This is a genomic window from Streptomyces sp. NPDC046881, from assembly GCF_040645015.1.
GTDB lineage: Bacteria > Actinomycetota > Actinomycetes > Streptomycetales > Streptomycetaceae > Streptomyces.
Genome location: NZ_JBEYXJ010000011.1, coordinates 35,257 through 56,808 on the forward strand (window position 1 = coordinate 35,257; position 21,552 = coordinate 56,808).

23 protein-coding genes are annotated in these 21,552 nt (G+C 71.0%); 9 read left to right on the plus strand and 14 right to left on the minus strand.

Annotated features, from left to right (window positions below; all coding sequences use genetic code 11):
* Window positions 1–207 precede the first annotated feature (207 nt).
* The 3 genes from ABZ923_RS08275 to ABZ923_RS08285 all read right to left on the minus strand — a co-directional run bounded on the left by ABZ923_RS08275 (window position 208) and on the right by ABZ923_RS08285 (window position 2,935).
* A complete protein-coding gene (locus tag ABZ923_RS08275) occupies window positions 208–1,845 on the minus strand; it encodes a beta-N-acetylhexosaminidase (RefSeq protein WP_361468356.1) in 1,638 nt (545 codons plus the stop codon).
* Window positions 1,846–2,048: 203 nt separating this feature from the next.
* Window positions 2,049–2,333, minus strand: coding sequence for a DUF3039 domain-containing protein (locus ABZ923_RS08280; protein WP_208032514.1), 285 nt, complete (start codon window positions 2,331–2,333; stop codon window positions 2,049–2,051).
* A 29-nt stretch (window positions 2,334–2,362) separates the two neighbouring features.
* Window positions 2,363–2,935 carry a YqgE/AlgH family protein gene (locus ABZ923_RS08285; RefSeq protein WP_361468359.1) on the minus strand — a complete coding sequence of 191 codons (573 nt, stop codon included), beginning with the start codon at window positions 2,933–2,935 and terminating at the stop codon, window positions 2,363–2,365.
* A gap of 278 nt (window positions 2,936–3,213) precedes the next feature.
* Here ABZ923_RS08285 and murA point away from each other — a divergent pair, with 278 nt between their 5' ends.
* Entirely contained in the window at window positions 3,214–4,554 is a 1,341-nt protein-coding gene (gene murA, locus ABZ923_RS08290) for a UDP-N-acetylglucosamine 1-carboxyvinyltransferase (protein WP_361468362.1), read from the plus strand.
* A 192-nt stretch (window positions 4,555–4,746) separates the two neighbouring features.
* Here murA and ABZ923_RS08295 read toward each other — a convergent pair whose 3' ends face one another.
* From ABZ923_RS08295 to ABZ923_RS08320, 6 genes are all read right to left on the minus strand, one after another.
* A complete protein-coding gene (locus ABZ923_RS08295; RefSeq protein WP_023550134.1) occupies window positions 4,747–5,028 on the minus strand; it encodes an HU family DNA-binding protein in 282 nt (93 codons plus the stop codon).
* A 321-nt stretch (window positions 5,029–5,349) separates the two neighbouring features.
* Entirely contained in the window at window positions 5,350–6,765 is a 1,416-nt protein-coding gene (locus ABZ923_RS08300; protein ID WP_361468364.1) for an NAD-dependent malic enzyme, read from the minus strand.
* Window positions 6,766–7,111: 346 nt separating this feature from the next.
* Window positions 7,112–9,445 (minus strand): UvrD-helicase domain-containing protein, encoded by a 2,334-nt coding sequence (locus ABZ923_RS08305; RefSeq protein ID WP_361468366.1) that lies wholly within the window; start codon window positions 9,443–9,445, stop codon window positions 7,112–7,114.
* Between the two features lie 69 nt (window positions 9,446–9,514).
* Window positions 9,515–10,282: a zf-HC2 domain-containing protein gene (locus ABZ923_RS08310; RefSeq protein ID WP_361468369.1), complete on the minus strand. Its 768-nt coding sequence runs from the start codon at window positions 10,280–10,282 to the stop codon at window positions 9,515–9,517.
* A gap of 62 nt (window positions 10,283–10,344) precedes the next feature.
* Window positions 10,345–10,932 (minus strand): sigma-70 family RNA polymerase sigma factor, encoded by a 588-nt coding sequence (locus tag ABZ923_RS08315; RefSeq protein WP_030348495.1) that lies wholly within the window; start codon window positions 10,930–10,932, stop codon window positions 10,345–10,347.
* Between the two features lie 229 nt (window positions 10,933–11,161).
* Window positions 11,162–11,755, minus strand: a complete 594-nt coding sequence (locus ABZ923_RS08320; protein WP_361468371.1) for an ABATE domain-containing protein — start codon at window positions 11,753–11,755, stop codon at window positions 11,162–11,164.
* A 266-nt stretch (window positions 11,756–12,021) separates the two neighbouring features.
* Between ABZ923_RS08320 and ABZ923_RS08325 the strand changes: the two genes are divergently transcribed.
* On the plus strand, window positions 12,022–13,395 hold the full coding sequence (locus ABZ923_RS08325; protein WP_361468373.1) for a nitrate/nitrite transporter: 1,374 nt from the start codon (window positions 12,022–12,024) through the stop codon (window positions 13,393–13,395).
* A gap of 87 nt (window positions 13,396–13,482) precedes the next feature.
* A complete protein-coding gene (locus tag ABZ923_RS08330; RefSeq protein ID WP_361468374.1) occupies window positions 13,483–14,634 on the plus strand; it encodes a uroporphyrinogen-III synthase in 1,152 nt (383 codons plus the stop codon).
* Window positions 14,635–14,653: 19 nt separating this feature from the next.
* Here ABZ923_RS08330 and ABZ923_RS08335 read toward each other — a convergent pair whose 3' ends face one another.
* From ABZ923_RS08335 to ABZ923_RS08345, 3 genes are read right to left on the minus strand one after another with little or no spacing between them, the layout of a single operon-like run.
* Window positions 14,654–14,905, minus strand: coding sequence for a hypothetical protein (locus ABZ923_RS08335; RefSeq protein WP_361468375.1), 252 nt, complete (start codon window positions 14,903–14,905; stop codon window positions 14,654–14,656).
* On the minus strand, window positions 14,902–15,258 hold the full coding sequence (locus ABZ923_RS08340) for a hypothetical protein (RefSeq protein WP_361468377.1): 357 nt from the start codon (window positions 15,256–15,258) through the stop codon (window positions 14,902–14,904). The genes ABZ923_RS08335 and ABZ923_RS08340 overlap by 4 nt, the downstream gene beginning before the upstream one ends.
* Window positions 15,259–15,314: 56 nt before the next feature.
* Window positions 15,315–15,479, minus strand: coding sequence for a hypothetical protein (locus ABZ923_RS08345; protein ID WP_361468380.1), 165 nt, complete (start codon window positions 15,477–15,479; stop codon window positions 15,315–15,317).
* 100 nt (window positions 15,480–15,579) lie between these two features.
* Between ABZ923_RS08345 and ABZ923_RS08350 the strand changes: the two genes are divergently transcribed.
* The 6 genes from ABZ923_RS08350 to ABZ923_RS08375 all read left to right on the plus strand — a co-directional run bounded on the left by ABZ923_RS08350 (window position 15,580) and on the right by ABZ923_RS08375 (window position 18,235).
* Window positions 15,580–15,843 (plus strand): Scr1 family TA system antitoxin-like transcriptional regulator, encoded by a 264-nt coding sequence (locus ABZ923_RS08350; RefSeq protein ID WP_361468382.1) that lies wholly within the window; start codon window positions 15,580–15,582, stop codon window positions 15,841–15,843.
* A gap of 11 nt (window positions 15,844–15,854) precedes the next feature.
* Entirely contained in the window at window positions 15,855–16,052 is a 198-nt protein-coding gene (locus tag ABZ923_RS08355) for a DUF397 domain-containing protein (protein WP_361468385.1), read from the plus strand.
* Between the two features lie 102 nt (window positions 16,053–16,154).
* Window positions 16,155–16,346, plus strand: a complete 192-nt coding sequence (locus tag ABZ923_RS08360) for a hypothetical protein (RefSeq protein WP_361468509.1) — start codon at window positions 16,155–16,157, stop codon at window positions 16,344–16,346.
* Between the two features lie 49 nt (window positions 16,347–16,395).
* A complete protein-coding gene (locus tag ABZ923_RS08365; RefSeq protein ID WP_361468512.1) occupies window positions 16,396–16,863 on the plus strand; it encodes a DUF6879 family protein in 468 nt (155 codons plus the stop codon).
* On the plus strand, window positions 16,860–17,774 hold the full coding sequence (locus ABZ923_RS08370) for a helix-turn-helix transcriptional regulator (RefSeq protein WP_361468387.1): 915 nt from the start codon (window positions 16,860–16,862) through the stop codon (window positions 17,772–17,774). The genes ABZ923_RS08365 and ABZ923_RS08370 overlap by 4 nt, the downstream gene beginning before the upstream one ends.
* A 125-nt stretch (window positions 17,775–17,899) precedes the next feature.
* Complete coding sequence (locus ABZ923_RS08375) at window positions 17,900–18,235, plus strand: hypothetical protein (protein WP_361468390.1); 336 nt, start codon at window positions 17,900–17,902, stop codon at window positions 18,233–18,235.
* On the opposite strand, the gene ABZ923_RS08380 is transcribed toward ABZ923_RS08375, so the two are convergent.
* Window positions 18,180–20,348 (minus strand): bifunctional polysaccharide deacetylase/glycosyltransferase family 2 protein, encoded by a 2,169-nt coding sequence (locus ABZ923_RS08380; protein ID WP_361468393.1) that lies wholly within the window; start codon window positions 20,346–20,348, stop codon window positions 18,180–18,182. The two genes, ABZ923_RS08375 and ABZ923_RS08380, sit on opposite strands and share 56 nt — an antisense overlap.
* Before the next feature lie 19 nt (window positions 20,349–20,367).
* Window positions 20,368–20,916, minus strand: coding sequence for a hypothetical protein (locus ABZ923_RS08385; protein WP_361468396.1), 549 nt, complete (start codon window positions 20,914–20,916; stop codon window positions 20,368–20,370).
* Between the last annotated feature and the right edge of the window lie 636 nt (window positions 20,917–21,552).

Sequence of the window (21,552 nt, forward strand, 5' to 3'; positions counted from 1 at the left end):
GCCGTACGGTACGTGCTGACAGGGCGGACGACGCAACTCTGGCACATCTTCGCAAGGCCTGAACGCGGGGGTCCGCTAGGAGGCATTCGCCCATCTCACCGGGGAGATGGTCCGTTTTCGTACGGCATCACCGGTGCGCGCGGATTGCCACTCTTCGGTGATGCTGCCGGGGTTTTTCCGTTCGCTCTTCGGGGCGGCCCGGCACGGTCACCGGTTCGGGGGCGGTCCCTCGACCGGGCGGCCGGGCACGCCGGGGCGGCGCTGCCAGGGGCGGGGTCCGGTGGGCGGCCGGTAGGCGACACCGAGGGCGTCAAGCCGCCGGTAGTGGGCGGTCATCCGGCGTTCGAAGCCGGCGTAGTCGCGCTCGGCCGGGGCGGGCAGCGGGCTCCAGGCGACCTCGGCGAAGGCCGCGAGGCGGGGGAAGGCCTGGTAGTCCACGCGCGCGCTGTCCTCCAGCACCTCCGTCCACACGTTGGCCTGGGTGCCCAGCACGTGCCGGGCCTCCGCCTCGGTGAGTCCCTCCGGGACGGGCTCGAACCGGTAGACGTCCTCCAGGGTGCGCACGAAACCGATCGGTACGGGCTCGTCCTCGCCCGGGGCCTGACGGTGGTCCAGGTACACGTACTGCTCCGGGCACATGACCACGTCGTGGCCGGCCCGCGCGGCGGCGATCCCGCCCGCGTAGCCGCGCCAGGAGGAGACGGCCGCACCGGGTGCGAGCCCGCCCTCCAGGATCTCGTCCCAGCCGATGAGGCGGCGCCCGCGCGCGGCGAGCCAGGCGTCGAAGTGGCCGATGAACCAGGACTGCAGCTCGTTCTCGTCGGCGAGGCCGAGGTCCGCGATCCGGGTCTTGGCGGTGACGGACTCGGTCCACTGCTCCTTGCGGCACTCGTCGCCGCCGACGTGGACGAACGGCGAGAACTCGGCGGCGTCCGCCGGGAACAGCTCCAGGACCTCCTCGAACACCCCCTCGTAGAAGCGCAGGGTGGTGTCGGTGGGGGCCAGTACGTTGGACGAGATGCCCCAGGTGTCCCACACGGAGAGGGCGGTGGTGTCGACGACGTCGGTGTTGCCGAGTTCGGGGTACGCGGCGATGGCGGCCTGCGAGTGGCCCGGTACGTCGATCTCGGGGACGACGCTGATGTGCCGCTCGGCGGCGTAGGCGACGATCTCCCGGATGTCGTCGTGGGTGTAGTACCCGCCGTGGGGTTTGTCGTCCCACAGCGGCGAGGCGCGGTGGCCGAATTTCGTCCGTGTGCGCCAGGAGGCGATCTCGGTCAGTCGCGGATAGCGCTCGATCTCGATGCGCCAGCCCTGGTCGTCCGTCAGGTGCAGGTGCAGGACGTTGAGTTTGTGCGCGGCCATCAGGTCGAGGTAGCGCAGCACGCCCTCCTTGGGCATGAAGTGCCGGGCGACGTCGAGCAGGAGGCCGCGCCAGCGGAACCGGGGCGCGTCCTCGACGACCCGGGGCGGGACGCCGAGGGCGGTGCCCGGGCGGACGGGGGCGCGCCGGAAGGCGTCGGGGCCGAGCAGCTGGCGCAGGGTCTGCGCGCCCCAGAACACGCCCGCGGGTCCGCCGCCGCGGATCTCCACGCCCTGCCCGGCGGCCGCGCTCAGCCGGTACGCCTCGGGCGCGAGGGTGTCGTCCAGCAGCAGCCGTACGCCGTCGCGGGCGTCCCGTGGCCCGGGGCGCAGCGGCAGGCCCAGGGCGGCGCCGAGGGTGGCGCGCAGCCAGCGCTCGGTGCGTTCCGTGCCGGGGCCGGCCCACAGCGTGGTGCCGTCGTCGAGCGGCACACCGGGTCCCGCCGGTACGTCGACGGCGCGCGGCGCCGGAATCAGTTCCACGACATCAGCCCCTCACCGCGTCGCACTGCATGCAACGCGCCCGTCGCCCTGCGCAACACACGTCCGACGTATCAGAAGGCTAGGGACTGGACCGAGGCCTCACAAGAGGTCTGGACCATGTGGCGGCCGGGAAACGCGAAGATCCCCGGGACGTGCCGGACGCACGTCCCGGGGATCCCACCGCCGGCGGGCAGGCCGGTGACCTACTTCTTGTCGCCGCCCTTGCCCTCGTCGCCGCCGCTGCCCATGGACTCGTAGATCTCCTTGCACATGGGACAGACGGGGTACTTCTTCGGGTCGCGGCCCGGCACCCAGACCTTGCCGCACAGCGCCACGACGGGGGTCCCGTCGAGGGCGCTCGCCATGATCTTGTCCTTCTGGACGTAGTGGGCGAAGCGCTCGTGGTCGCCGTCGCCGTGGGACACCTGCGGCGTCGGCTCTACGAGGGTCCCCGTACCAGTCCCGCGCTCGGGCTCGAGAGTGCTCATATCAGCAAGAGTACTGAAGCTCACAGGCATCAGTTGAGCGAAGGGTCGTCCGGATACGTGGCCACCATCGCCAGTTCGTTGCGCTGGCGGCGCAGCACCTCGCGCCAGAGTCTCTCCGGGGCCGGCGAGGACACGTCACCCGGTTCGGACTCCACGACGTACCAGGCGCCCTCCACCAGCTCGTCCTCCAGCTGGCCCGGGCCCCAGCCGGCGTACCCGGCGAAGATCCGCAGGCTGCCCACGGCCGAGGCGAGCAGTTCCGGCGGTGCCTCCAGGTCGACCAGGCCGATCGCGCCGTACACCCGCCGCCAGCCGAGGGGGGCCCGGTCACCGTCGGCGCCGCCCGGGATGACCGCCACGCCCAGCGCCGAGTCCAGCGACACCGGCCCGCCCTGGAAGACCACACCGGGCTCGCCGGCGAGCTCGGCCCAGTCCTCCAGGATGTCGCCGACGACCACCGGAGTGGGGCGGTTGAGCACGACACCGAGGGAACCCTCCTCGTCGTGGTCGAGGAGGAGCACCACCGCACGGTCGAAGTTCGGGTCCGCCAGGGCGGGGGTAGCCACGAGCAGCCGCCCTGTGAGCGAGGACACCTCGGTCATGCCAGACATGATCCCGCATCTTCCCCGGGTGTGGGGACCCAATCGGGCGCACCGGAGTGAAGGCTGCTCAGGGCGCATCGAAGCCGAGGGGCGCACACCCGGGAGGCCGGTGACCGCATGTGCCCGATAGGGAACGGTTCGTGTTGTGACACACCTATGACGCGACTGGGCGGTCCTCGGGCTTACGGACGGGGGGTGATCGGCGATTACCCTGTCTTCCCGGCCCCTGCGCACAGTGATCGGCCGGCCCCTGACCAACTCATCGGAACGCGAGATTCATGACCGTCAACGACGATGTCCTGCTTGTCCACGGCGGAACCCCGCTGGAGGGCGAGATCCGTGTCCGCGGTGCGAAGAACCTCGTACCGAAGGCCATGGTCGCCGCCCTGCTGGGCGGCGAACCGAGCCGACTGCGCAATGTTCCGGACATCCGTGACGTGCGGGTCGTCCGCGGCCTGCTCCAGCTGCACGGGGTGACGGTCCGTCCGGGCGAGGAGCCCGGCGAGCTGGTGCTGGACCCGACGCGGGTCGAGAGCGCCAACGTGGCCGACATCGATGCCCACGCGGGTTCCAGCCGGATCCCGATCCTCTTCTGCGGTCCGCTGCTGCACCGCCTCGGCCACGCGTTCATCCCGGGCCTCGGCGGCTGCGACATCGGCGGCCGGCCCATCGACTTCCACTTCGACGTGCTGCGGCAGTTCGGCGCGGTCATCGAGAAGCGGGCGGACGGCCAGTACCTGGAGGCCCCGCAGCGGCTGCGCGGTACCAAGATCCGGCTGCCGTACCCGTCCGTCGGCGCGACCGAGCAGGTGCTGCTGACGGCCGTACTGGCCGAAGGCGTCACGGAGTTGTCCAACGCGGCCGTCGAGCCGGAGATCGAGGACCTCATCTGCGTGCTGCAGAAGATGGGCGCGATCATCGCGATGGACACCGACCGCACGATCCGCATCACGGGCGTGGACAAGCTCGGCGGTTACACCCACCAGGCCCTTCCCGACCGCCTGGAGGCCGCCTCCTGGGCCTCCGCGGCCCTCGCGACCCACGGCAACATCTACGTCCGCGGCGCCCAGCAGCGCTCGATGATGACGTTCCTGAACACCTACCGGAAGGTGGGCGGTGCCTTCGAGATCGACGACGAGGGCATCCGCTTCTGGCACCCCGGCGGGCAGTTGAAGTCCATCGCGCTGGAGACGGACGTGCACCCCGGTTTCCAGACCGACTGGCAGCAGCCGCTGGTGGTGGCCCTCACCCAGGCCACGGGGCTGTCCATCATCCACGAGACGGTGTACGAGTCCCGGCTGGGCTTCACCTCCGCGCTGAACCAGATGGGCGCGCACATCCAGCTCTACCGCGAGTGCCTGGGCGGCTCCGCCTGCCGCTTCGGCGCGCGCAACTTCCTGCACTCCGCGGTCGTCTCGGGCCCCACCAAGCTCCAGGGCTCCGACCTGGTCATCCCGGACCTGCGCGGCGGCTTCTCGTACCTCATCGCGGCCCTGGCCGCCGAGGGCACGTCCCGCGTCCACGGCATCGACCTGATCAACCGCGGCTACGAGAACTTCATGGAGAAGCTCGTGGAACTGGGCGCGAAGGTCGAACTGCCGGGCAAGGCGCTCGGCTAGGCGCCACGAACGGCAAACGCCACGAACGGCAAAAGGGCGGCCCCCCTCGACGGGGGCCGCCCTTTCGACGTCTTCAACCGATTCGCGCCCGAAGGGGCGCGGGGAACTGCGCGACCAGCCACGACCGGCCCGCAGTCACCCACCGCTCCATGCCACGGCGCGTCAGGGGGACGGCGCCTGAAAGCGGAGCGATTACTTGCCCTTGGCGGCTTCCTTGAGCTTGGAGCCCGCGGTGACCTTCACGCTGTAGCCGGCCGGGATGTTGATGGGCTCGCCGGTCTGCGGGTTGCGCGCGGTGCGAGCGGCACGGTGGGTGCGCTCGAAGGTCAGGAAGCCGGGGATGGTGACCTTCTCGTCGCCCTTGGCGACGATCTCGCCGACGGTCTCGGCGAACGCGGCCAGCACGGCGTCGGCGTCCTTGCGGGTCACCTCGGCACGGTCGGCCAGCGCGGCCACCAGCTCACTGCGGTTCATGTTGTTACTCCCGTGTATTTCTTGCCGTTGGGGTGTGCCACGCGGCGGAGCCGCCCGAGGCACTGCGATGCCGATGCGCTCGCGCCCTTGGGGGTGCCCCCGGGGACTGTGTCCCTGGGGGAGCATCCTGCCCCTACCTGCGGCGGGAAAGCCAATCCGGCACCCGTAGGAGTCGTGAGAACACCCTGGGGAGTCACACGAAAAGCGCCCGCTCGGCCGTCACCCTAGAGCGCGCCCGGCACCTGGTCGTTCCACGACGCGCCGGTGCGGGGGCTGCCGTGGTGATGTTCACAGCCCCCTGCACACTACGACACGCCGTGCTCAGGCCGTCGCGCCGGCCGCCTTGGCGGCCTCGCGGACCGCTCCGGCGACCGCGCCCGCGACCTTGTCGTTGAAGACGCTGGGGATGATGTAGTTCGGGTTCAGCTCGTCCTCGGTGACCACGTCGGCGAGGGCCTTCGCGGCAGCGAGCATCATCTCGGTGTTCACCGTGCGGGACTGGGCGTCCAGCAGGCCGCGGAAGACACCCGGGAAGACCAGCACGTTGTTGATCTGGTTCGGGAAGTCCGAGCGGCCGGTGGCCACGACGGCCGCCGTCTGCCGGGCGATCGCCGGCTCGACCTCGGGGTCCGGGTTCGCGAGCGCGAACACGATGGCGCCCTCGGCCATGGCGGCCACGTCCGCCCCGTCCAGGACGTTCGGGGCGGAGACGCCGATGAAGACGTCGGCGCCGCGCACGGCCTCCTTCAGGGTGCCGGTGAGGCCCTCGGGGTTGGTGTTGTCGGCGATCCAGCGCAGCGGCGAGTCGGCCGGGGCGTTCACCAGGTCCTCGCGGCCGGCGTGGACGACACCGTGGATGTCGGCGACGACGGCGTTCTTCACGCCGGCGGCGATGAGCAGCTTGAGGATGGCCGTACCGGCCGCGCCGGCGCCGGACATGACCACCCGGATGTTCTCGATGGCCTTGCCCGTGACGCGCAGGGCGTTGGTCAGGGAGGCGAGCACGACGATGGCGGTGCCGTGCTGGTCGTCGTGGAAGACGGGGATGTCGAGGGCCTCGCGCAGCCGGGCCTCGATCTCGAAGCAGCGCGGCGCGGAGATGTCCTCCAGGTTGATGCCGGCGAAGCCGGGGGCGATCGCCTTGACGATCTCCACGATGGCGTCGGTGTCCTGGGTGTCCAGGCAGATCGGCCAGGCGTCGATGCCGGCGAAGCGCTTGAAGAGGGCCGCCTTGCCCTCCATGACGGGCAGCGCGGCCTTGGGGCCGATGTTGCCGAGGCCGAGCACGGCGGAGCCGTCCGTCACGACCGCAACGGAGTTGCGCTTGATGGTGAGGCGGCGGGCGTCCTCGGGGTTCTCGGCGATGGCCATGCAGACGCGGGCCACGCCGGGCGTGTAGACCATGGAGAGGTCGTCACGGTTGCGGATGGGGTGCTTCGACGCCATCTCGATCTTGCCGCCGAGGTGCATCAGGAACGTACGGTCCGAGACCTTGCCCAGCGTGACGCCCTCGATGCCGCGCAGCTTCTCGACGATCTCCTCGGCGTGGGCCGTGGAGGTGGCCGCGATGGTGACGTCGATACGGAGCTTCTCGTGACCGGACGCGGTGACGTCGAGGCCGGTCACCGAGCCTCCGGAGGACTCCACGGCGTTGGTGAGCTGCGAGACGGCGGTTCCGCTCGCGGGCACCTCCAGCCGGATCGTCATCGAGTAGGAGACGCTGGGCGCCGTTGCCATGGCCGACTTCCTCTGCTTTCACCGTGTCGCGAGTTGTGCCGTCCGATCGTCGCACCTACCGCGGAGTACGCGGTAGTCGCCCCGGATTGCGGACGTTGTGTTCATGAGCGGTGCCTGGTTTCGGAAAACCACTTCCACCATACGAGAAACGATCAGGCAAAGAAAGAGACCCACGTCACGATCGTGACGTGGGTCTCTCCTTCGTTCATGACACCGACCCGCCATGCTCGCCTCGCGGCAAGTGGTCCCTCTGAGGGACGAAGGTTGGGCCCGGGGGCTTGGATCGGGCCGGTGCCACACCCAGGCTAACAAAAGGATCCGGCAAGGCCATTCCCGTGCCGCGACCTCAGTCCCGGAGCAGGTCCGGGACCCCCGCCGCGTCCGGTTCGTCCCGCTCCCCCGACACCACCGTGAGCTGCTGGGTGGCCCGGGTCAGCGCCACGTACAGCACGCGCAGGCCGGCCGGCGACTCGTCGGCGATCTCCGCGGGCGAGACGACGACCGTCGCGTCGTACTCCAGGCCCTTGGCCTCCAGGCTGCCCAGGGCCACCACGCGGTCGCCGAGCCTGGCCAGCCAGCGCCGGGCCTCCTCGCGCCGGTTCATCGCGACGACCACGCCGACCGTGCCGTCCACCCGGTCCAGCAGTCGCTCGGCCTCCGCGCGCACGGTCCGCTCCAGGGAGTCCCGCACGACCGTGAAACGCGGCTCGACCCCGGTGGACCGCACGGCGGACGGCGCCTCGGAGCCGGGCATGGCGAGCGCGAGCACCCTGGCGGCCAGCTCGGCGATCTCGGCCGGGTTGCGGTAGTTGACGGTGAGCTGGAAGCGGCGCCGGGGCCGGGTGCCGAGGGCCTCGTCGCGGGCCTCGGCCGCCTCGTCCGGGTCGGACCAGGAGGACTGCGCCGGGTCGCCGACGACCGTCCAGGTGGCGTGCCGGCCGCGGCGGCCGACCATGCGCCACTGCATCGGCGTGAGGTCCTGCGCCTCGTCCACGATGACGTGCGCGTACTCGGTGCGCTCCTGCGCCAGCCGCTCGGCCCGCTCGCGCTGGGTCTCCTCGCGCACCGGCATCAGCTCCTCCAGGCCGGTGAGCTGGTCCAGCGGATCGAGTTCGCGCTTCTTGCGGGGGCGGGCCGGGGCGCCGAGGATCGCCTGGAGCTCGTCGAGCATGGCGATGTCGTGCACGGAGTGGCCGTCCCGGCGCAGCGAGCGGGCGACCTTGCGGACCTCGCCGGGGTTGAGGATCCGCCGGGCCCAGCGGCCCAGCCGCTTCTCGTCGGCCATCGCGGCGAGCACGGCCCCCGGGGTCAGCTCGGGCCACCAGGCGTCCAGGAACGCGATGAAGGAATCCTCGCCGGTGACGTCCTCGTCGAAGGACGAGCGCAGCTCGGCGGCCAGCTCCGGGTCGGTGTGCCGGGCGGCGCCGCCGGACTTGGCCCACAGGGCGTCCAGCAGCAGCTTGCGGGCGCGCGGGCGGAGCAGGTTGACCGGCGCGGTGCCGCCGAGGGCGGTACGGCGGATACGTTCCAGCTCGTCGGCCTCCAGTTCGAGCCGGCGCCCGAAGGCGACGACCCGGAGCCGGGCGGGCGGGCCGGTGACCGTCTCCCCCTCCGGTGCGGCCGGGCCCAGCTCCAGGGCCCCCCGGGCGGCCTTGCGCAGTACCTTCAGCATCCGATACGAGCCCTTGGCGCGGGCCACGGCCGGGGAGTCGTACAGGGTGGCCTCCGCGCCGTCGACCAGCGAGCCGATCGCGCGGATCGCGACCTGGCCCTCCTCGCCCAGCGAGGGCAGCACGCCCTCGGTGTAGGCGACGAGCAGCGGGGTCGGCGAGACGATCAGGATGCCGCCCGCGTAGCGTCTGCGGTCCTGGTAGAGCAGGTAGGCGGCGCGGTGCAGGGCGACGGCGGTCTTCCCGGTGCCCGGACCGCCCTCCACGTAGGTGATGGAGGCGGCGGGGGCCCGGATGACCAGGTCCTGCTCGGCCTGGATGGACGAGACGATGTCCCGCATGGTGTGGCTGCGGGCCTGGCCCAGGGCGGCCATCAGGGCGCCGTCGCCGATGACGGGCAGCTCGCTGCCGTCGAGGAAGGCCTGCAGCTCCGGCCGCATCAGGTCGTCCTCGACGCCGAGCACCCGGCGCCCCTTGGAGCGGATGACCCGGCGCCGTACCACCCGGCCCGGGTCCACGGGCGTGGCCCGGTAGAAGGGGGCGGCGGCGGGCGCGCGCCAGTCGATGACCAGCGGGGAGTAGTCCTCGTCGAGGACGCCGATACGTCCGATGTGCAGGGTCTCGGCGATGTCGGCGGTGTTGTCGGACCGCACCGCGCCCTCGGCCGGCTCCACGGCCGTGTAGGCCCCGTCGGGACCCTTCTTGCCGTCCTTGCCGAGGAGCAGGTCGATCCGCCCGAAGAGGAAGTCCTCGAACTCGTTGTTCAGCCGGTTGAGGTGGACGCCGGCCCGGAAGACCTGCGCGTCCCGCTCGGCGAGTGCGCCCGGGGTGCCGACCTGGCCGCGTTGGGCCGCGTCGTGCATCAGGAACTCGGCCTCGTGGATCTTCTCTTCCAGCCGCCGGTAGACCCGGTCCAGGTGTTCCTGTTCGACGCCGATCTCCCGGTCACGGACGGAATCGGGTGCGTCCTGTACCGAGCCGACCGCGGACTGCTGAACCTGAGCGGCCACCTGGCCCCCTTCTGACGTGCTGGGCAGCCGTCAACCGTACGCGAAGGGGGCCCGTCGAAGCTACGTCGGCTACGCGTCCACCTGGACCAGCTTCTTGCCCTCGAAGGTCACCACCTCGAAGTGGTCGATCTCGTTGGGCTGGAAGGCGGCGGCCCCGCCGATGTACAGCGGCTGCTTCGACTGCTCGGTCGTGGCGTCCGGGATGCCGTAACCCCAGTTCGGCACCGACCACGACGACATGGTGACGCGCTGCCCGTTCTTGGCGACCAGCACCAGGGAGCACTTCAGCGGGCCCTTGACGTTCTTCAGTTCCAGGACCGCCTGCGTGCCCCAGTCCTTCTGCGCCGTGGCGACGGTCGCGCTGACGTGGGTCGACGCGTCCGTGGCGGACTTCTTGTCGGACATGGTCCGGAAGGTCGCCTGGGCCGGCGTGGCGGTGACCTGCCCGCCCGAGTCCGAGCCGCCGTTCACCGCGACCGCGGCCAGCGGTCCGGCGATGATCAGCGCGGCCGCCGCGGCGATCATGTAGAAGCTGCGCCGGCGCTTCTGGGCACGCTTCTCGGCGACCTCGTCGACCAGCTTCTCCACCAGCCGCGGGCTGGGCTTGGCGGACAGCGACTCGCCGATCGCGGGCGTGCTGCCGGAGCCGGGCAGGTCGGCGAGCGCGGCGAGCATCGGCTCCATTCCGGCCAGCTCGTCCAACTGCTGGGCGCACCACTCGCAGCCGGCGAGGTGCGCTTCGAAAGCGGTTGCCTCGGCGTCGTCGAGAATCCCGAGGGCGTAGGCGCCGACGGTCTCGTGCTCGCTCGGCACCGAAGATCCCTGACTGGGGTTCATGGGCCCAGACATACCCGGACCAGCCGGTCCGAATCCCTGCATCCCCCCGTACCCGTTGCTCATCACGCCGTCACCCCCCGCTCCTCCAGTGCCAGCTTCATCGACCGCAGGGCGTAGAACACCCGGGAACGGACCGTTCCGCTCGGTATGCCCAGTGTTTCGGCCGCCTCATTGACGGTACGCCCCTTGAAGTACGTCTCGACGAGCACCTCCCGGTGGGCCGGGGTCAGGTCGTCGAGCGCGTCCGACAGCGTCATCAGCCACAGCGCCTTGTCGATCTCGTCCTCCGCGGGGATGACCTCCAGCGGCGACGGATCGACCTCCTGCGGCCGGGCCTGCCGGCTGCGGTGGCCGTCGATGACGATGCGGCGCGCGACCGTCACCAGCCAGGGGCGTACCGAACCGGTCGCCCGATTGAGCTGACCGGCGTTCTTCCAGGCACGGATGAGCGTTTCCTGCACGACGTCCTCGGCACGCTGCCGGTCACCGGCGACCAGCCGCAGGACATACGCCAGCAGGGGCCCCGCGTGCTCCCGGTACAGGGCACGCATCAGCTCCTCGTCGGGTTCGGACGGCTGCGATGAGGACATGCGATGTCGGGCCCTCGCTCCACGTTCATTGGCCACGGCCGCATCCTTGCGCACGCCCACCTCCGGTGTCCGGGGGTTCCCCCAGTCGGTCGCTCGCCCACCTGTACGGACCCCGGTGCGCGAGTGTTCAAACCGGAGTGACAGATTTCTCTGGAGTGACGTGACGAGCGGGACATGGGCGCACATTCCCACCGCATGATCTTTACATTTCCGACACATCGCCGGAGGCGACTCACGATGCCCGTGTACAGGGCACCGAAAACCCGGTGTTACGGAAATCACTCCCGCCTCAGGCGCGTGCCAGCGCCGCCCGCCGCCGGTGCCGGGCCACCCGCTCCCGGTTCCCGCACACCTCGCTGGAGCACCAGCGCCGGCGCCGGCCGCGGGAGGTGTCGAGGTAGACCAGCGGGCAGTTGTCCCCTTCGCACTCCCGCAGGGCGGCCCGCGCGACCGGATCGGTGAGCAGCTCCACGGCGTCCCGGGCGACGACGGCGAGCAGGGCGGCACAGCCGGGCGGCCCGGCCAACTCCCGTACGAGACGGCCGTCCTCCCCGCGTACGGCGAGGGGCGCCGGGGTCGCGGCCCGCGCGACCTCGTTCACCCGGGCCAGCGCCCGCCCGTACGCCGGCGCCTCCACCCCCTGCGTCCCCCGCACCAACAGCCCCACGTGCCCCCGAAGTTCCCGGAAACCCGTCAGCCAGGAGTCGTCGGCGTGCCCGAGCGCCGTACCGCCGGGGACGAGCCCGGCGCCGGCGATCCACGCGCACAACGCGCCGACGCCGTCCAGCCGTTCGCCCGGATGCGTGGTGGCGAGGAGATCCAGACACACCCGTCCGGCGTCGAACCGCGGCTCGTGCGCGGAGGGGGCGCTCCCGAGTGCCATGTGCCAGTCACCGCCTAGGCAGGAACCGTGCGGGGTCTCCCCCACAGTGCCCGCGCGGAGGGAACACCGGAACCCCTCGTGCCGCACCGGCCCCGAACCGTCGGTCACAGGGGGCGGGCGGCCCGCCTCACCGGCGGGTCCCCGGCCGAGTGAGAGCAACGTTCCCTTCCGGTCACCCGCTGCCACAGGGCGGAAACCCGGCCTCCCTACCTTCGGGCTCAGTCAGTGGTCGGCAGACCGAGCAGCCGGAGCACCGTGGAGGCGTGATGACACCCCCAGCCCCAACCCGTCGCAGTGGCCGCTGGATCGAGCGCTGGGATCCGGAGGACGAGGAATTCTGGCAGGCGACCGGGGAACGGATCGCCCGCCGGAACCTGTGGTTCTCCGTGCTCTCCGAGCACATCGGCTTCTCCGTCTGGACCCTGTGGTCCGTGCTGGTGCTGTTCATGGGCCCGGAGTACGGCCTCACCCCGGCCGACAAGTTCCTGCTGACCTCGATGGTCACCCTGGTCGGCGCGGTGGTCCGGGTGCCGTACACCTTCGCCGTGGCCGTCTTCGGCGGCCGCAACTGGACGATCGTCTCCGCCGGCCTGCTGCTGATCCCGACCGTCGCCGCGTTCACGGTGATGGAGCCGGGGACGTCGTACTCCACCTTCCTCCTGGTGGGCCTGCTGGCCGGCATCGGCGGCGGCAACTTCGCCTCCTCCATGACCAACATCAACGCCTTCTTCCCGCTGCGGAAGAAGGGCTGGGCGCTCGGGCTCAACGCGGGCGGCGGCAACATCGGCGTGCCCGTCATCCAGCTCATCGCGCTCGCCATCATCGGCGCGAGCGGCGGCCCGCGCGTGCTGCTCGGGATCTACATCCCGCTGATCGTCGTGGCCGCCGTCATGGCCGCGCTGTTCATGGACAACCTGGCCTCGGTGAAGAACGACACCGGCGCGGCCAAGGACGCCGCCCGGGACGCCCACACCTGGATCATGGCCTTCCTCTACATCGGCACCTTCGGCTCCTTCATCGGCTACAGCTTCGCCTTCGGCCAGGTGCTGACGAACGGGTTCGGCCGGACCCCGCTGCAGGCCGCCTACCTCACCTTCATCGGCCCGCTGCTCGGCTCCCTGATCCGCCCCCTCGGCGGCTGGCTCGCCGACCGCTACGGCGGCGCCCGCATCACCCTGTGGAACTACGTCGGCATGGCCGCCGCCACCGCCGTCCTCGTCGTGGCCAGCATGCAGAAGTCGCTGGCGCTGTTCGTGTCCGTCTTCGTCGTCCTGTTCGTGCTGAGCGGGCTCGGCAACGGGTCGACGTTCAAGATGATCCCCGGCATCTTCCAGGCCAAGGCGCTGGCCAAGGGCCTGGAGGGCGAGGCCGCCGTCGCCCACGGCCGGCGGCTGTCCGGCGCGTCCATGGGCCTGATCGGCGCGGTCGGCGCGCTCGGCGGTGTCGGCATCAACCTCGCCTTCCGCCAGTCCTTCCTCTCCTACGGCTCCGGGACCGGCGCGTTCGTCGCCTTCCTCGCCTACTACGGTGTCTGCTTCGCGGTGACCTGGGCCGTATACCTTCGCCGCCCGGCCGGCCAGGTCACGGCAACGGCGGCCGCTTCACAGGAGAAGACCCAGCTCAGCTATGCCGAGGTGTGACGTAACACCGGTGACATCAAGCCGAACCGAGCCTGTCACGCTTCGTTGACAGGCTCGTTCGGCGTGCCGGTCAGCTAGGAGAGCCCCATGTACGACGAAGAGCAGCAACCCGAGCACGGCCCCCTCGCCGGGTTCACGGTGGGCGTCACCGCCGCGCGCCGGGCCGAGGAACTGGGCGCCCTGCTCCAGCGGCGCGGCGCCACCGTCCTGCACGCCCCCGCACTGCGCATCGTGCCGCTCGCGGACGACGGCGAACTGCTCGCCGCCACGAAGGAGATCATCGACCAGGTGCCGGACGTGGTCGTGGCCACCACCGCGATCGGCTTCCGCGGCTGGATCGAGGCCGCCGACGGCTGGGGCCTCGGCGAGCAGCTCCTCGACCGGCTGCGCGGGGTACGGCTGCTGGCGCGCGGCCCGAAGGTCAAGGGCGCGATCCGCGCGGCCGGCCTCAACGAGGAGTGGTCGCCCTCCTCGGAATCCCTGGCCGAGGTCCTCGACCGGCTGCTGGAGGAGGGCGTCGACGGCGACCGCATCGCCGTACAGCTGCACGGCGAACCGCTCCCCGGCTTCGTCGAGTCGCTGCGGGCCGCCGGGGCGGAGGTCGTTCCGGTCCCGGTCTACCGCTGGATGCCGCCCGAGGACCTCAGCCCCCTGGACCGCCTCCTGGACGCGGCCGTCAGCCGCGGCCTGGACGCCCTCACCTTCACCAGCGCCCCCGCCGCCGCCTCGCTCCTCTCCCGAGCGGAGGACCGCGGCCTGCTGGACGAGCTGCTGTCGGCCCTGGTCCACGACGTCCTGCCGACCTGCGTCGGCCCCGTCACCGCGATCCCCCTCCAGGCCCGCGGGGTGGAGACCGTCCAGCCGGAACGGTTCCGCCTGGGCCCCCTGGTCCAGCTCCTGTGCCAGGAACTCCCGGCCCGGGCCCGCTCCCTGCCCGTCGCCGGCCACCGGGTGGAGATCCGCGGCCACGCGGTCCTGGTGGACGGCGAGCTCAAGCCGGTCCCGCCGGCCGGCATGTCCCTCCTGCGCGCCCTCTCCCGCCGCCCCGGCTGGGTGGTGGCCCGCGCCGACCTGCTCCGCGCGCTGCCGGGCGCGGGCCGCGACGAGCACGCCGTCGAAACCGCGATGGCCCGCCTCCGCACGGCCCTCGGCGCTCCGAAGCTGATCCAGACGGTCGTGAAGCGGGGGTACCGCCTGGCACTGGATCCGGCGGCGGACGCGAAGTACGCGGACGCGTGAGGCGGCACCCGGGCTCTGCTCACAGGTAGGTGGCCTGGTGGACGTACAGGCACTCGTGCCTCGGGACGATCAAATAGAGGAAGAACCCGCCGGGGACGTGCGAGACGTTCCCCTTCGGGTCCGCCTCGTGGTACGAGGCACCGTCGAGGTGGAACGCGGCTGCCGCGCGGACCAGCTCGTCGGCCTGCTTCTCCACCTCGGCCACGAAGGCAGGCGGAGCGCCGCCGATGACGTACGCCTCGTCCGGGTCGTACTCCCATCGCCACGTCACGCGGACACCGCCTGCCGGGCCTCGGCCTCGACGGTGCGTAGCTCTGCCATCGCCGCACGGAACTCCGGCTCGTCCCGGCTGTCGGCGTTGTGCACGGCGACGAGGGCGGCCTGGTAGCGGGAACGCAGGTCGGGTCGCCGCTCGATCTCCACCTGTGCCTGCCAGTAGGTGAGCCAGTACTGGAGGTGGCCGATCTTGCCGTCCTGGAGGGCGGCCCCCAGGGCCTGCTCCTTATGCTGTTCCATTTCGCCCAGGCGATGCGGGGCGATGCGGGCCAGCGCTATGCGAACCGCCGCCGGGGTGCCCTCGGGGCGCGGGATCAGCTCGTGACTGTGGTCCGGTTGTGTGGTCACACCGCGGCTCCTCCGTGCGCACGTGCTCGGCTTCCTGCAACCCACCGTACTGGGCATCACGGACAGCGACGTGGCATCCGGCGCAGCGGTGCCCCGCCCACCTCGAACCACAGCAGCTTCCCCGCGCCCCGGTCCAGTGGGCTGTCCGCCAGGGACAGGCCGCCCCAGGAGTCGGCGTACTCCTGCACGAGGTGCAGTCCGCGCCCCGCTTCGGCGTCCACCGGAGCGGCCGGAACACGGTCCCAGGGCGGATCCCCGAACGGCGCCGGGGGGTTCGGCGGCCGGGACGTGGCCGCCGCTCAGCTCAGGCACCTGCTGAGCATGAGTGAACTCCCAGACGTCACCATCCGGATCATCCCCTTCGGCGAAGCGTGCTTCCACGGCACCGGCCAGGGAATCGACTACGTCGCCGGAGCGGTGCCCCAGCTCGACACGGTGCAGCTGGACACCCACCATGGCTGCGAATTCCTCGATGGAGAAGCGCAGTTGAACAAGTACCGTGCGGTGGTGGACCACATGGAGGCGAGTGCCCTCCGCCCCGAAGCGTCCCGCGACGTCATCCACCGCATCGCACAAGACCTCTGAGGAACTCCACCATGCCCGAACTGACCTGGCAGAAGTCCACCTACAGCGGCGACGCCTCCAACTGCGTCGAAATAGCCACCACCCTCACCACCATCCACATCCGCGACTCCAAAACCCCCACTATCCCCCACCTCACCCTCGCGCCCTCCACCTGGGCCGAGTTCCTGCTGTACGCGGCACGAGAAGGATCACCATCCGCCTCGCGTTGACGGTTTCCAGATGCGGAAACCACGGACCCTTGCCGAACGCCCGACGCGATGGGGACGATCAGCCCTGACAGTCATCCCGCCGGATGCGAGGAGCGCGCAGTGGTGAAACTGACACGGCTGGTGGGCGAGTGCGAGGACGGAGAGTGCCCCGCGTTATACGTCACGGACCGTGGCACCCTGGCGGTGCAGGGAGGCCTCCTGACCGACCACGGCAGGGAGGTCCCGGCACATGAAGCCGTTGTGGAAATCCCCGCCGAACTGATCTGGAAGGCTGTCCGTGACAACCTCATCTAGCCGTTCCCTGGCGGACTGGTTCACTGCATTCGAACGGGAAGCCTTTCGACTGGAGACGTTGGACGACTACAGCCAGTCGGGCGGAGTCGAGGCATACCAGGCATTTGTGGCAGGACTCGAACAGCCCGAGTCACACAAGAACGCTGCATGGCTGACGACGGTAGGCAACGCCACCGCAGCCGGCAAGCGAATGTACCGCGTGCACGTCCTGTCGCGCCCACTGACGGACTACCTACGATTCGAGTTGTCCTGGGGATACCAACGGAACATGACCGCCGGCGAGGAGTTCTTCATCCTCGACACCACCGAGCGGGACAACCCGATCCCTGAGGCACCCGACTTCTGGATGTTCGACGACAGGGCGGTCGGCGTAATGGCGTACGACGCCACCGGAAAGTATCTCGGGAGCGAATTCGTGAGCGCCGAAGACCGACTGACAGAATTCCGGTCCTACCGGGACACCGCCCTCGTGCATGCTGTGCCGTTCACGGAGTGGTGGGCACAGTACGGCGAGTGAACAAGGCTGAGCTGGGGTCCGCGCTGCGGGCGCTGCGGCAGGCATCCGGGAGACTGTCCAAGATCGAGAACGGCAGTGTCATGCCGAGCGTCGTGGACGTGGAACAGATCCTCACCGCCGTAGGGGTGTCCGAGGCGGTCAAAGCCGAGTACATGTCGGTTGCTCGGGCAGCAGCAACCGAGGCAACGGCATGGCGTCTTTACCGGCGGCTCGGCTATCACCGGAAGCAGCAGCAGATCCAGGCGGTCGAATCCCGTACGACTCTCCTCCGACTGTTTCAGCCTGCGCTTGTACCTGGCCTGTTGCAGACGCCGGAATATGCGCAGGCAGTCCTCGGACGCAAGCAGCTCACGCCGGATCAGCTCGTGCGTGCGGTAGGGGCAAGACTGGCAAGACAGAGCATTCTCTACGAGCCGGGGCGGCAGCTCCGTTTCATTGTCACAGAGCCCGTACTCCGGTGGAGAATCGTCCCGCCTCTGGTAATGGCCGGGCAGCTCGATAGGCTGGTCGCAGTTTCCCGGCTCCCGAGTGTCGACCTCCGGATTGTGCCGTTGTCAGTGCGGCAGACCGACTTCCCCAATCACTCCTTCTCGATCAAGGACGACCGCATGGTGACGGTGGAAACCGTCCATGCGGAGCTGACAGTGTCCGATCCACGAGACGTCTCTCTCTACATCGAGAAGTTCGAGAGGTTCGCAGAACAGCCGCTCCGCCGCCGGGTCGTCTGGGGCCGGCGGAGGCGGGGGCTCTGGGTGCGGAGGCCGGCGCAGAGCCTCGTTGTCGAAGCGCTCTTTGGGACCAATCCAGAGCCGTACTGGTCGACTTGGCCGCCGAGCAGTTGTGTTCGGGCCGGGATGTGTCCATCGGGGCTTATCTGGAGCGTCCCACCTATCTGTCGCTGGCCGTCGTGACCTGTTCCCCCAACCGCTCGATGCCCCCCACGCTCGCCTGCCCTGCCTCGCCGGAAGCGGGACAAGGCTCTGGAACTCCTCAAGTGGTTTGAAGAGGGCCGGTCGCGGCGGCCAGCATGATCCACATGAAGGGATTCGCAGGATTCGCCAAGCGGCAGGACCTCGTACTGGTCATCCGGGACTCCGACCTCGTCGCGGCGGCGCTGCGCGAGGCGTTGGACGGGGCCTCGGAGGAGGAGCGGGCCGGGCTGGAGCGGGCGGTCGCCATCGTCGGGGAGATCGCCGGCGCCAGCGAGGGGCGGCTTCGGGCCGACTGGGTCCGCGCCCGGCTGGCCGACGTCGGATTCACCGGGGACATCACCTCCGTCGCCGCCATCAAGGCGCTGCGGCAGGCCGAGCCGGGGCTCAGTCTGCTGGCCGCGGTGCAGTTGCAGAAGGAAGCGGTGGCCCACCCGGAGTAGGAGCCGGTGGTGCCGCCACCGCGCCCGTGCGGCGGAGCTTCTGCCAGCGCAACCGGCCGCCGGTCAGGGCGGTGATCCACGACTGGAGCAGGACGACGTACATGAGCTGGCGGTAGAGGAGCTGCTGGAGCGGGAGGGACAGGAGCGGGGTGAGAGGTTCGCGGTCGAGGCGGAAGGCGTAGGCCGCGCAGGCCGCCTGCACGGCGAGGACGGCGAACCAGGCCGCGATCGTCCTCCCGGTCGGGCCGAACACCAGGCCGTAGACGAGGAACAGGTCGATCAGCGGGGCCAGCAGCGGGGCGACGACCATGAACAGGGCGACCAGGGGCAGACCGACCCGGCCGAAGCGGCCCGAGGGGCCCCGCTCGAACACGGCCCGGCGGTGCTTCCAGAGGGCCTGCATGGTGCCGTACGACCAGCGGTAGCGCTGGGACCACAGCTGCTGGACGGACTCCGGCGCCTCCGTCCACGCGCGGGCCTTCTCGGCGTACACCACGCGCCAGCCGTCGCGGTGCAGGGCCATCGTGACGTCGGTGTCCTCGGCGAGCGTGTCGTCGCTCATGCCGCCGACCCGCTGCAGGGCGGACTTCCGGAAGGCCCCGACCGCGCCCGGGATGGTCGGCATGCAGCGCAGGACGTCGTACATCCGGCGGTCGAGGTTGAAGCCCATCACGTACTCGATGTGCTGCCAGGCGCCGATGAGCCGGTTCTTGTTGCCGACCTTCGCGTTGCCGGCGACGGCGCCGACGCGCGGGTCGGCGAACGGCTGGACGAGTTCGCGGACGGTGGCCGGTTCGAAGACGGTGTCGCCGTCCATCATCACGACCAGGTCGTACCGGGCGTTCGCCAGGCCCCGGTTGAGGGCGGCCGGCTTGCCCGCGTTGGCCTGGCGGATCACCCGGACCCCGGGCAGGCCCAGCGCCTCGACGAGATCCGCCGTGCCGTCGCTGGAGCCGTCGTCGATGACGAGCACCTCGACGGGGTGCTCGCCGCGGGTCAGTGAACGGACGGTGTTCTCGATGCACTCGGCCTCGTTGTACGCCGGCACCAGCACCGACACCGGCTCGGTGACCGGCCCGTCGCCCCAGCGGAAGCCGGGGCGCCGGGTGCGGCGGGCGTGCGCGCCGGACAGCAGCAGCATCAGGCCGAAGCGGGCGAGGACGAGGCAGCCGACGACCGCGAGGCCCACGACGAGGACGGCGGTGAGGTCGTCGGCGCCCTTCACCAGCAGGACCCACGCCTTGCCCTTCCACAGGTCGAGGCCCTCGACGGGGGTGTCCGCGCTGGGCGCGCGCAGCGCTGCGGTCAGGGTCTGGAAGGTGTAGCCCTGCTGCTGCAGCCGGGGCAGGAGCGTGTCGAGCGCCTGCACGGTCTGGTGCCGGTCGCCGCCCGAGTCGTGCATGAGGACGACCGCGCCCCGGCCCCCGTGCGGGGTGGCGTTGCGGACGATCCGCGCGACGCCCGGCTTGCGCCAGTCCTCGCTGTCGGTGTCGTCCACGACGGTGAGGTAGCCGCGGCCGCCGATGTACCGGGTGACGGGCCAGGACCGGTTGTCGAGGGCGTTCGCGGAGGAGGAGTACGGCGGCCGGAACAGCGAGCTGCGGATGCCGGCCGCTCCGGCGAGCGCCAGCTGGTTCTGGGACAGCTCCCAGTCGATGCGCCGCGTGGAGTGGTACGACAGGTCGGGGTGGTCGAAGGTGTGCAGGCCGACCTCGTGGCCCTCGGCGACCATGCGCCGGACCAGCTCCGGGTGGCGGGAGGTCATGGTGCCGGTGACGAAGAAGACCGCGTGCGCGTGGTGCTTCTTCAGCACGTCGAGCACCTTCGGCGTCCAGATCGGGTCGGGGCCGTCGTCGAAGGTGAGGACGATGCGGTGGTCGGGGATGCGCAGGCTGCTGCTGCGGCCGTGCCGGGTGTCGATGACCGGGCCGCCGTCCAGGATCCGCCGCGGCACCTCGTCGTTCGCCGCGGCGGGCCGGATGCGGTGGTCGGCGAGGATCTCGTTGTGCACGTAGCCGCGCAGCATCAGCATCGCCAGGGTCGCGCCCAGGACCAGGAGGGGCAGCAGGTAGCGCAGCGGCAGCCGGGTGCGGCGCCGGGGGTGTGAAGCCATCTGAGGGTGTTCCGCCTGGTCAGAGGGAGAGCTTGGGGTGCGGGTGCCGGGTGCGGCCGGGCGGGGTGTGGGTGCGGCCCGACGGGGTCGGCGTGGGCGCGGGAGCGGTCGCGGTGGCCGAGGCGGACGGTGCCGGGGTCTGTGCGGTGGAGGGCGCGGCCGGGGACGGGGACGCCGTGGTGCCGGGCGCGGAGGAGGTGCCGGCCGACGGCTCGCCCGCGGCGGAGACGTCGGCCGCGGCAGGCGATCCGCTGGCCGGTACGGCGGTGCCGGTCTCCACGGTGCCCACGGCCGGCCCGGTCACCGTGCCGGTGCCGGGGGGCGTCGGGGTCGTGGAGGCGCTGGGCAGCGGCGAGGTGTCCACCTTGCTCGCCGGCCTGTCCGCGTGCTGGCCCGGCACCGGCAGCCAGGGGGCGGCGGAGTTCCCGGACAGCAGGGTGGCGACGATGACGGCGGCGTACCCCGCGCAGGCGACGGCCACGGCCTGCCCGAGCCGACGGAAACGGCGGCTGCGACGGCCCGACTCGTCCACGAAGACCGGCCCGTCGGAACCACGCGGACCCCCCACGACCGCCCCCGGCGCGCCGAGCCGTACGTCGTCCAACCGGACGGTCGCATCGTCCGGTCCGGTGACCGGGACGGGGACGGAAACCGACGCACCGGCACCGGGCTCGGAGAGAGGTTCCGCCTCGCCGGGGACGGCGGGGACGGCGGCTACGGGGGATTCCGCGGAAGCCCCAGCGGCGGAAGCCTCGGAGCGCCCGGGCTCGGGGGCATCAGCGGACTCGGCGGGCCCAGCGGAGTGAGAAGGCTCAGGGGAGTCAGAAGGCTCAGGGGCGCCGGAGGGGACAGGCTCGGCGGACTGCGCGGGCTGGGCGGACTGCGCGGGCTCCGCAGACTCAACGGACTGCGCGGGCTTCGCGGACTCGGCGGGCTCCACGGACTCGACGGGCTGTGCAGGCTCCGCAGACTCGACGGACTGCGCGGGCTCGGCAGACTCCGCGGGCTCGGTCGGCTCCGCCGGCTCGACAAGCTCGACGGACTGCGCGGGCTCCGCAGACTCCGCAGGCGCGACGGGTTTCGCCGGCTCGGCCGGCTCGGCCGGAGCCTCGGTTCTTGTTGCGGTCGCCGTCGCGTCCGGATTCATTTGCTCGTCGCCCTCGTCCACCGGCTCACCGAGCCCTGCCGACGCCGTTGCCCGCTC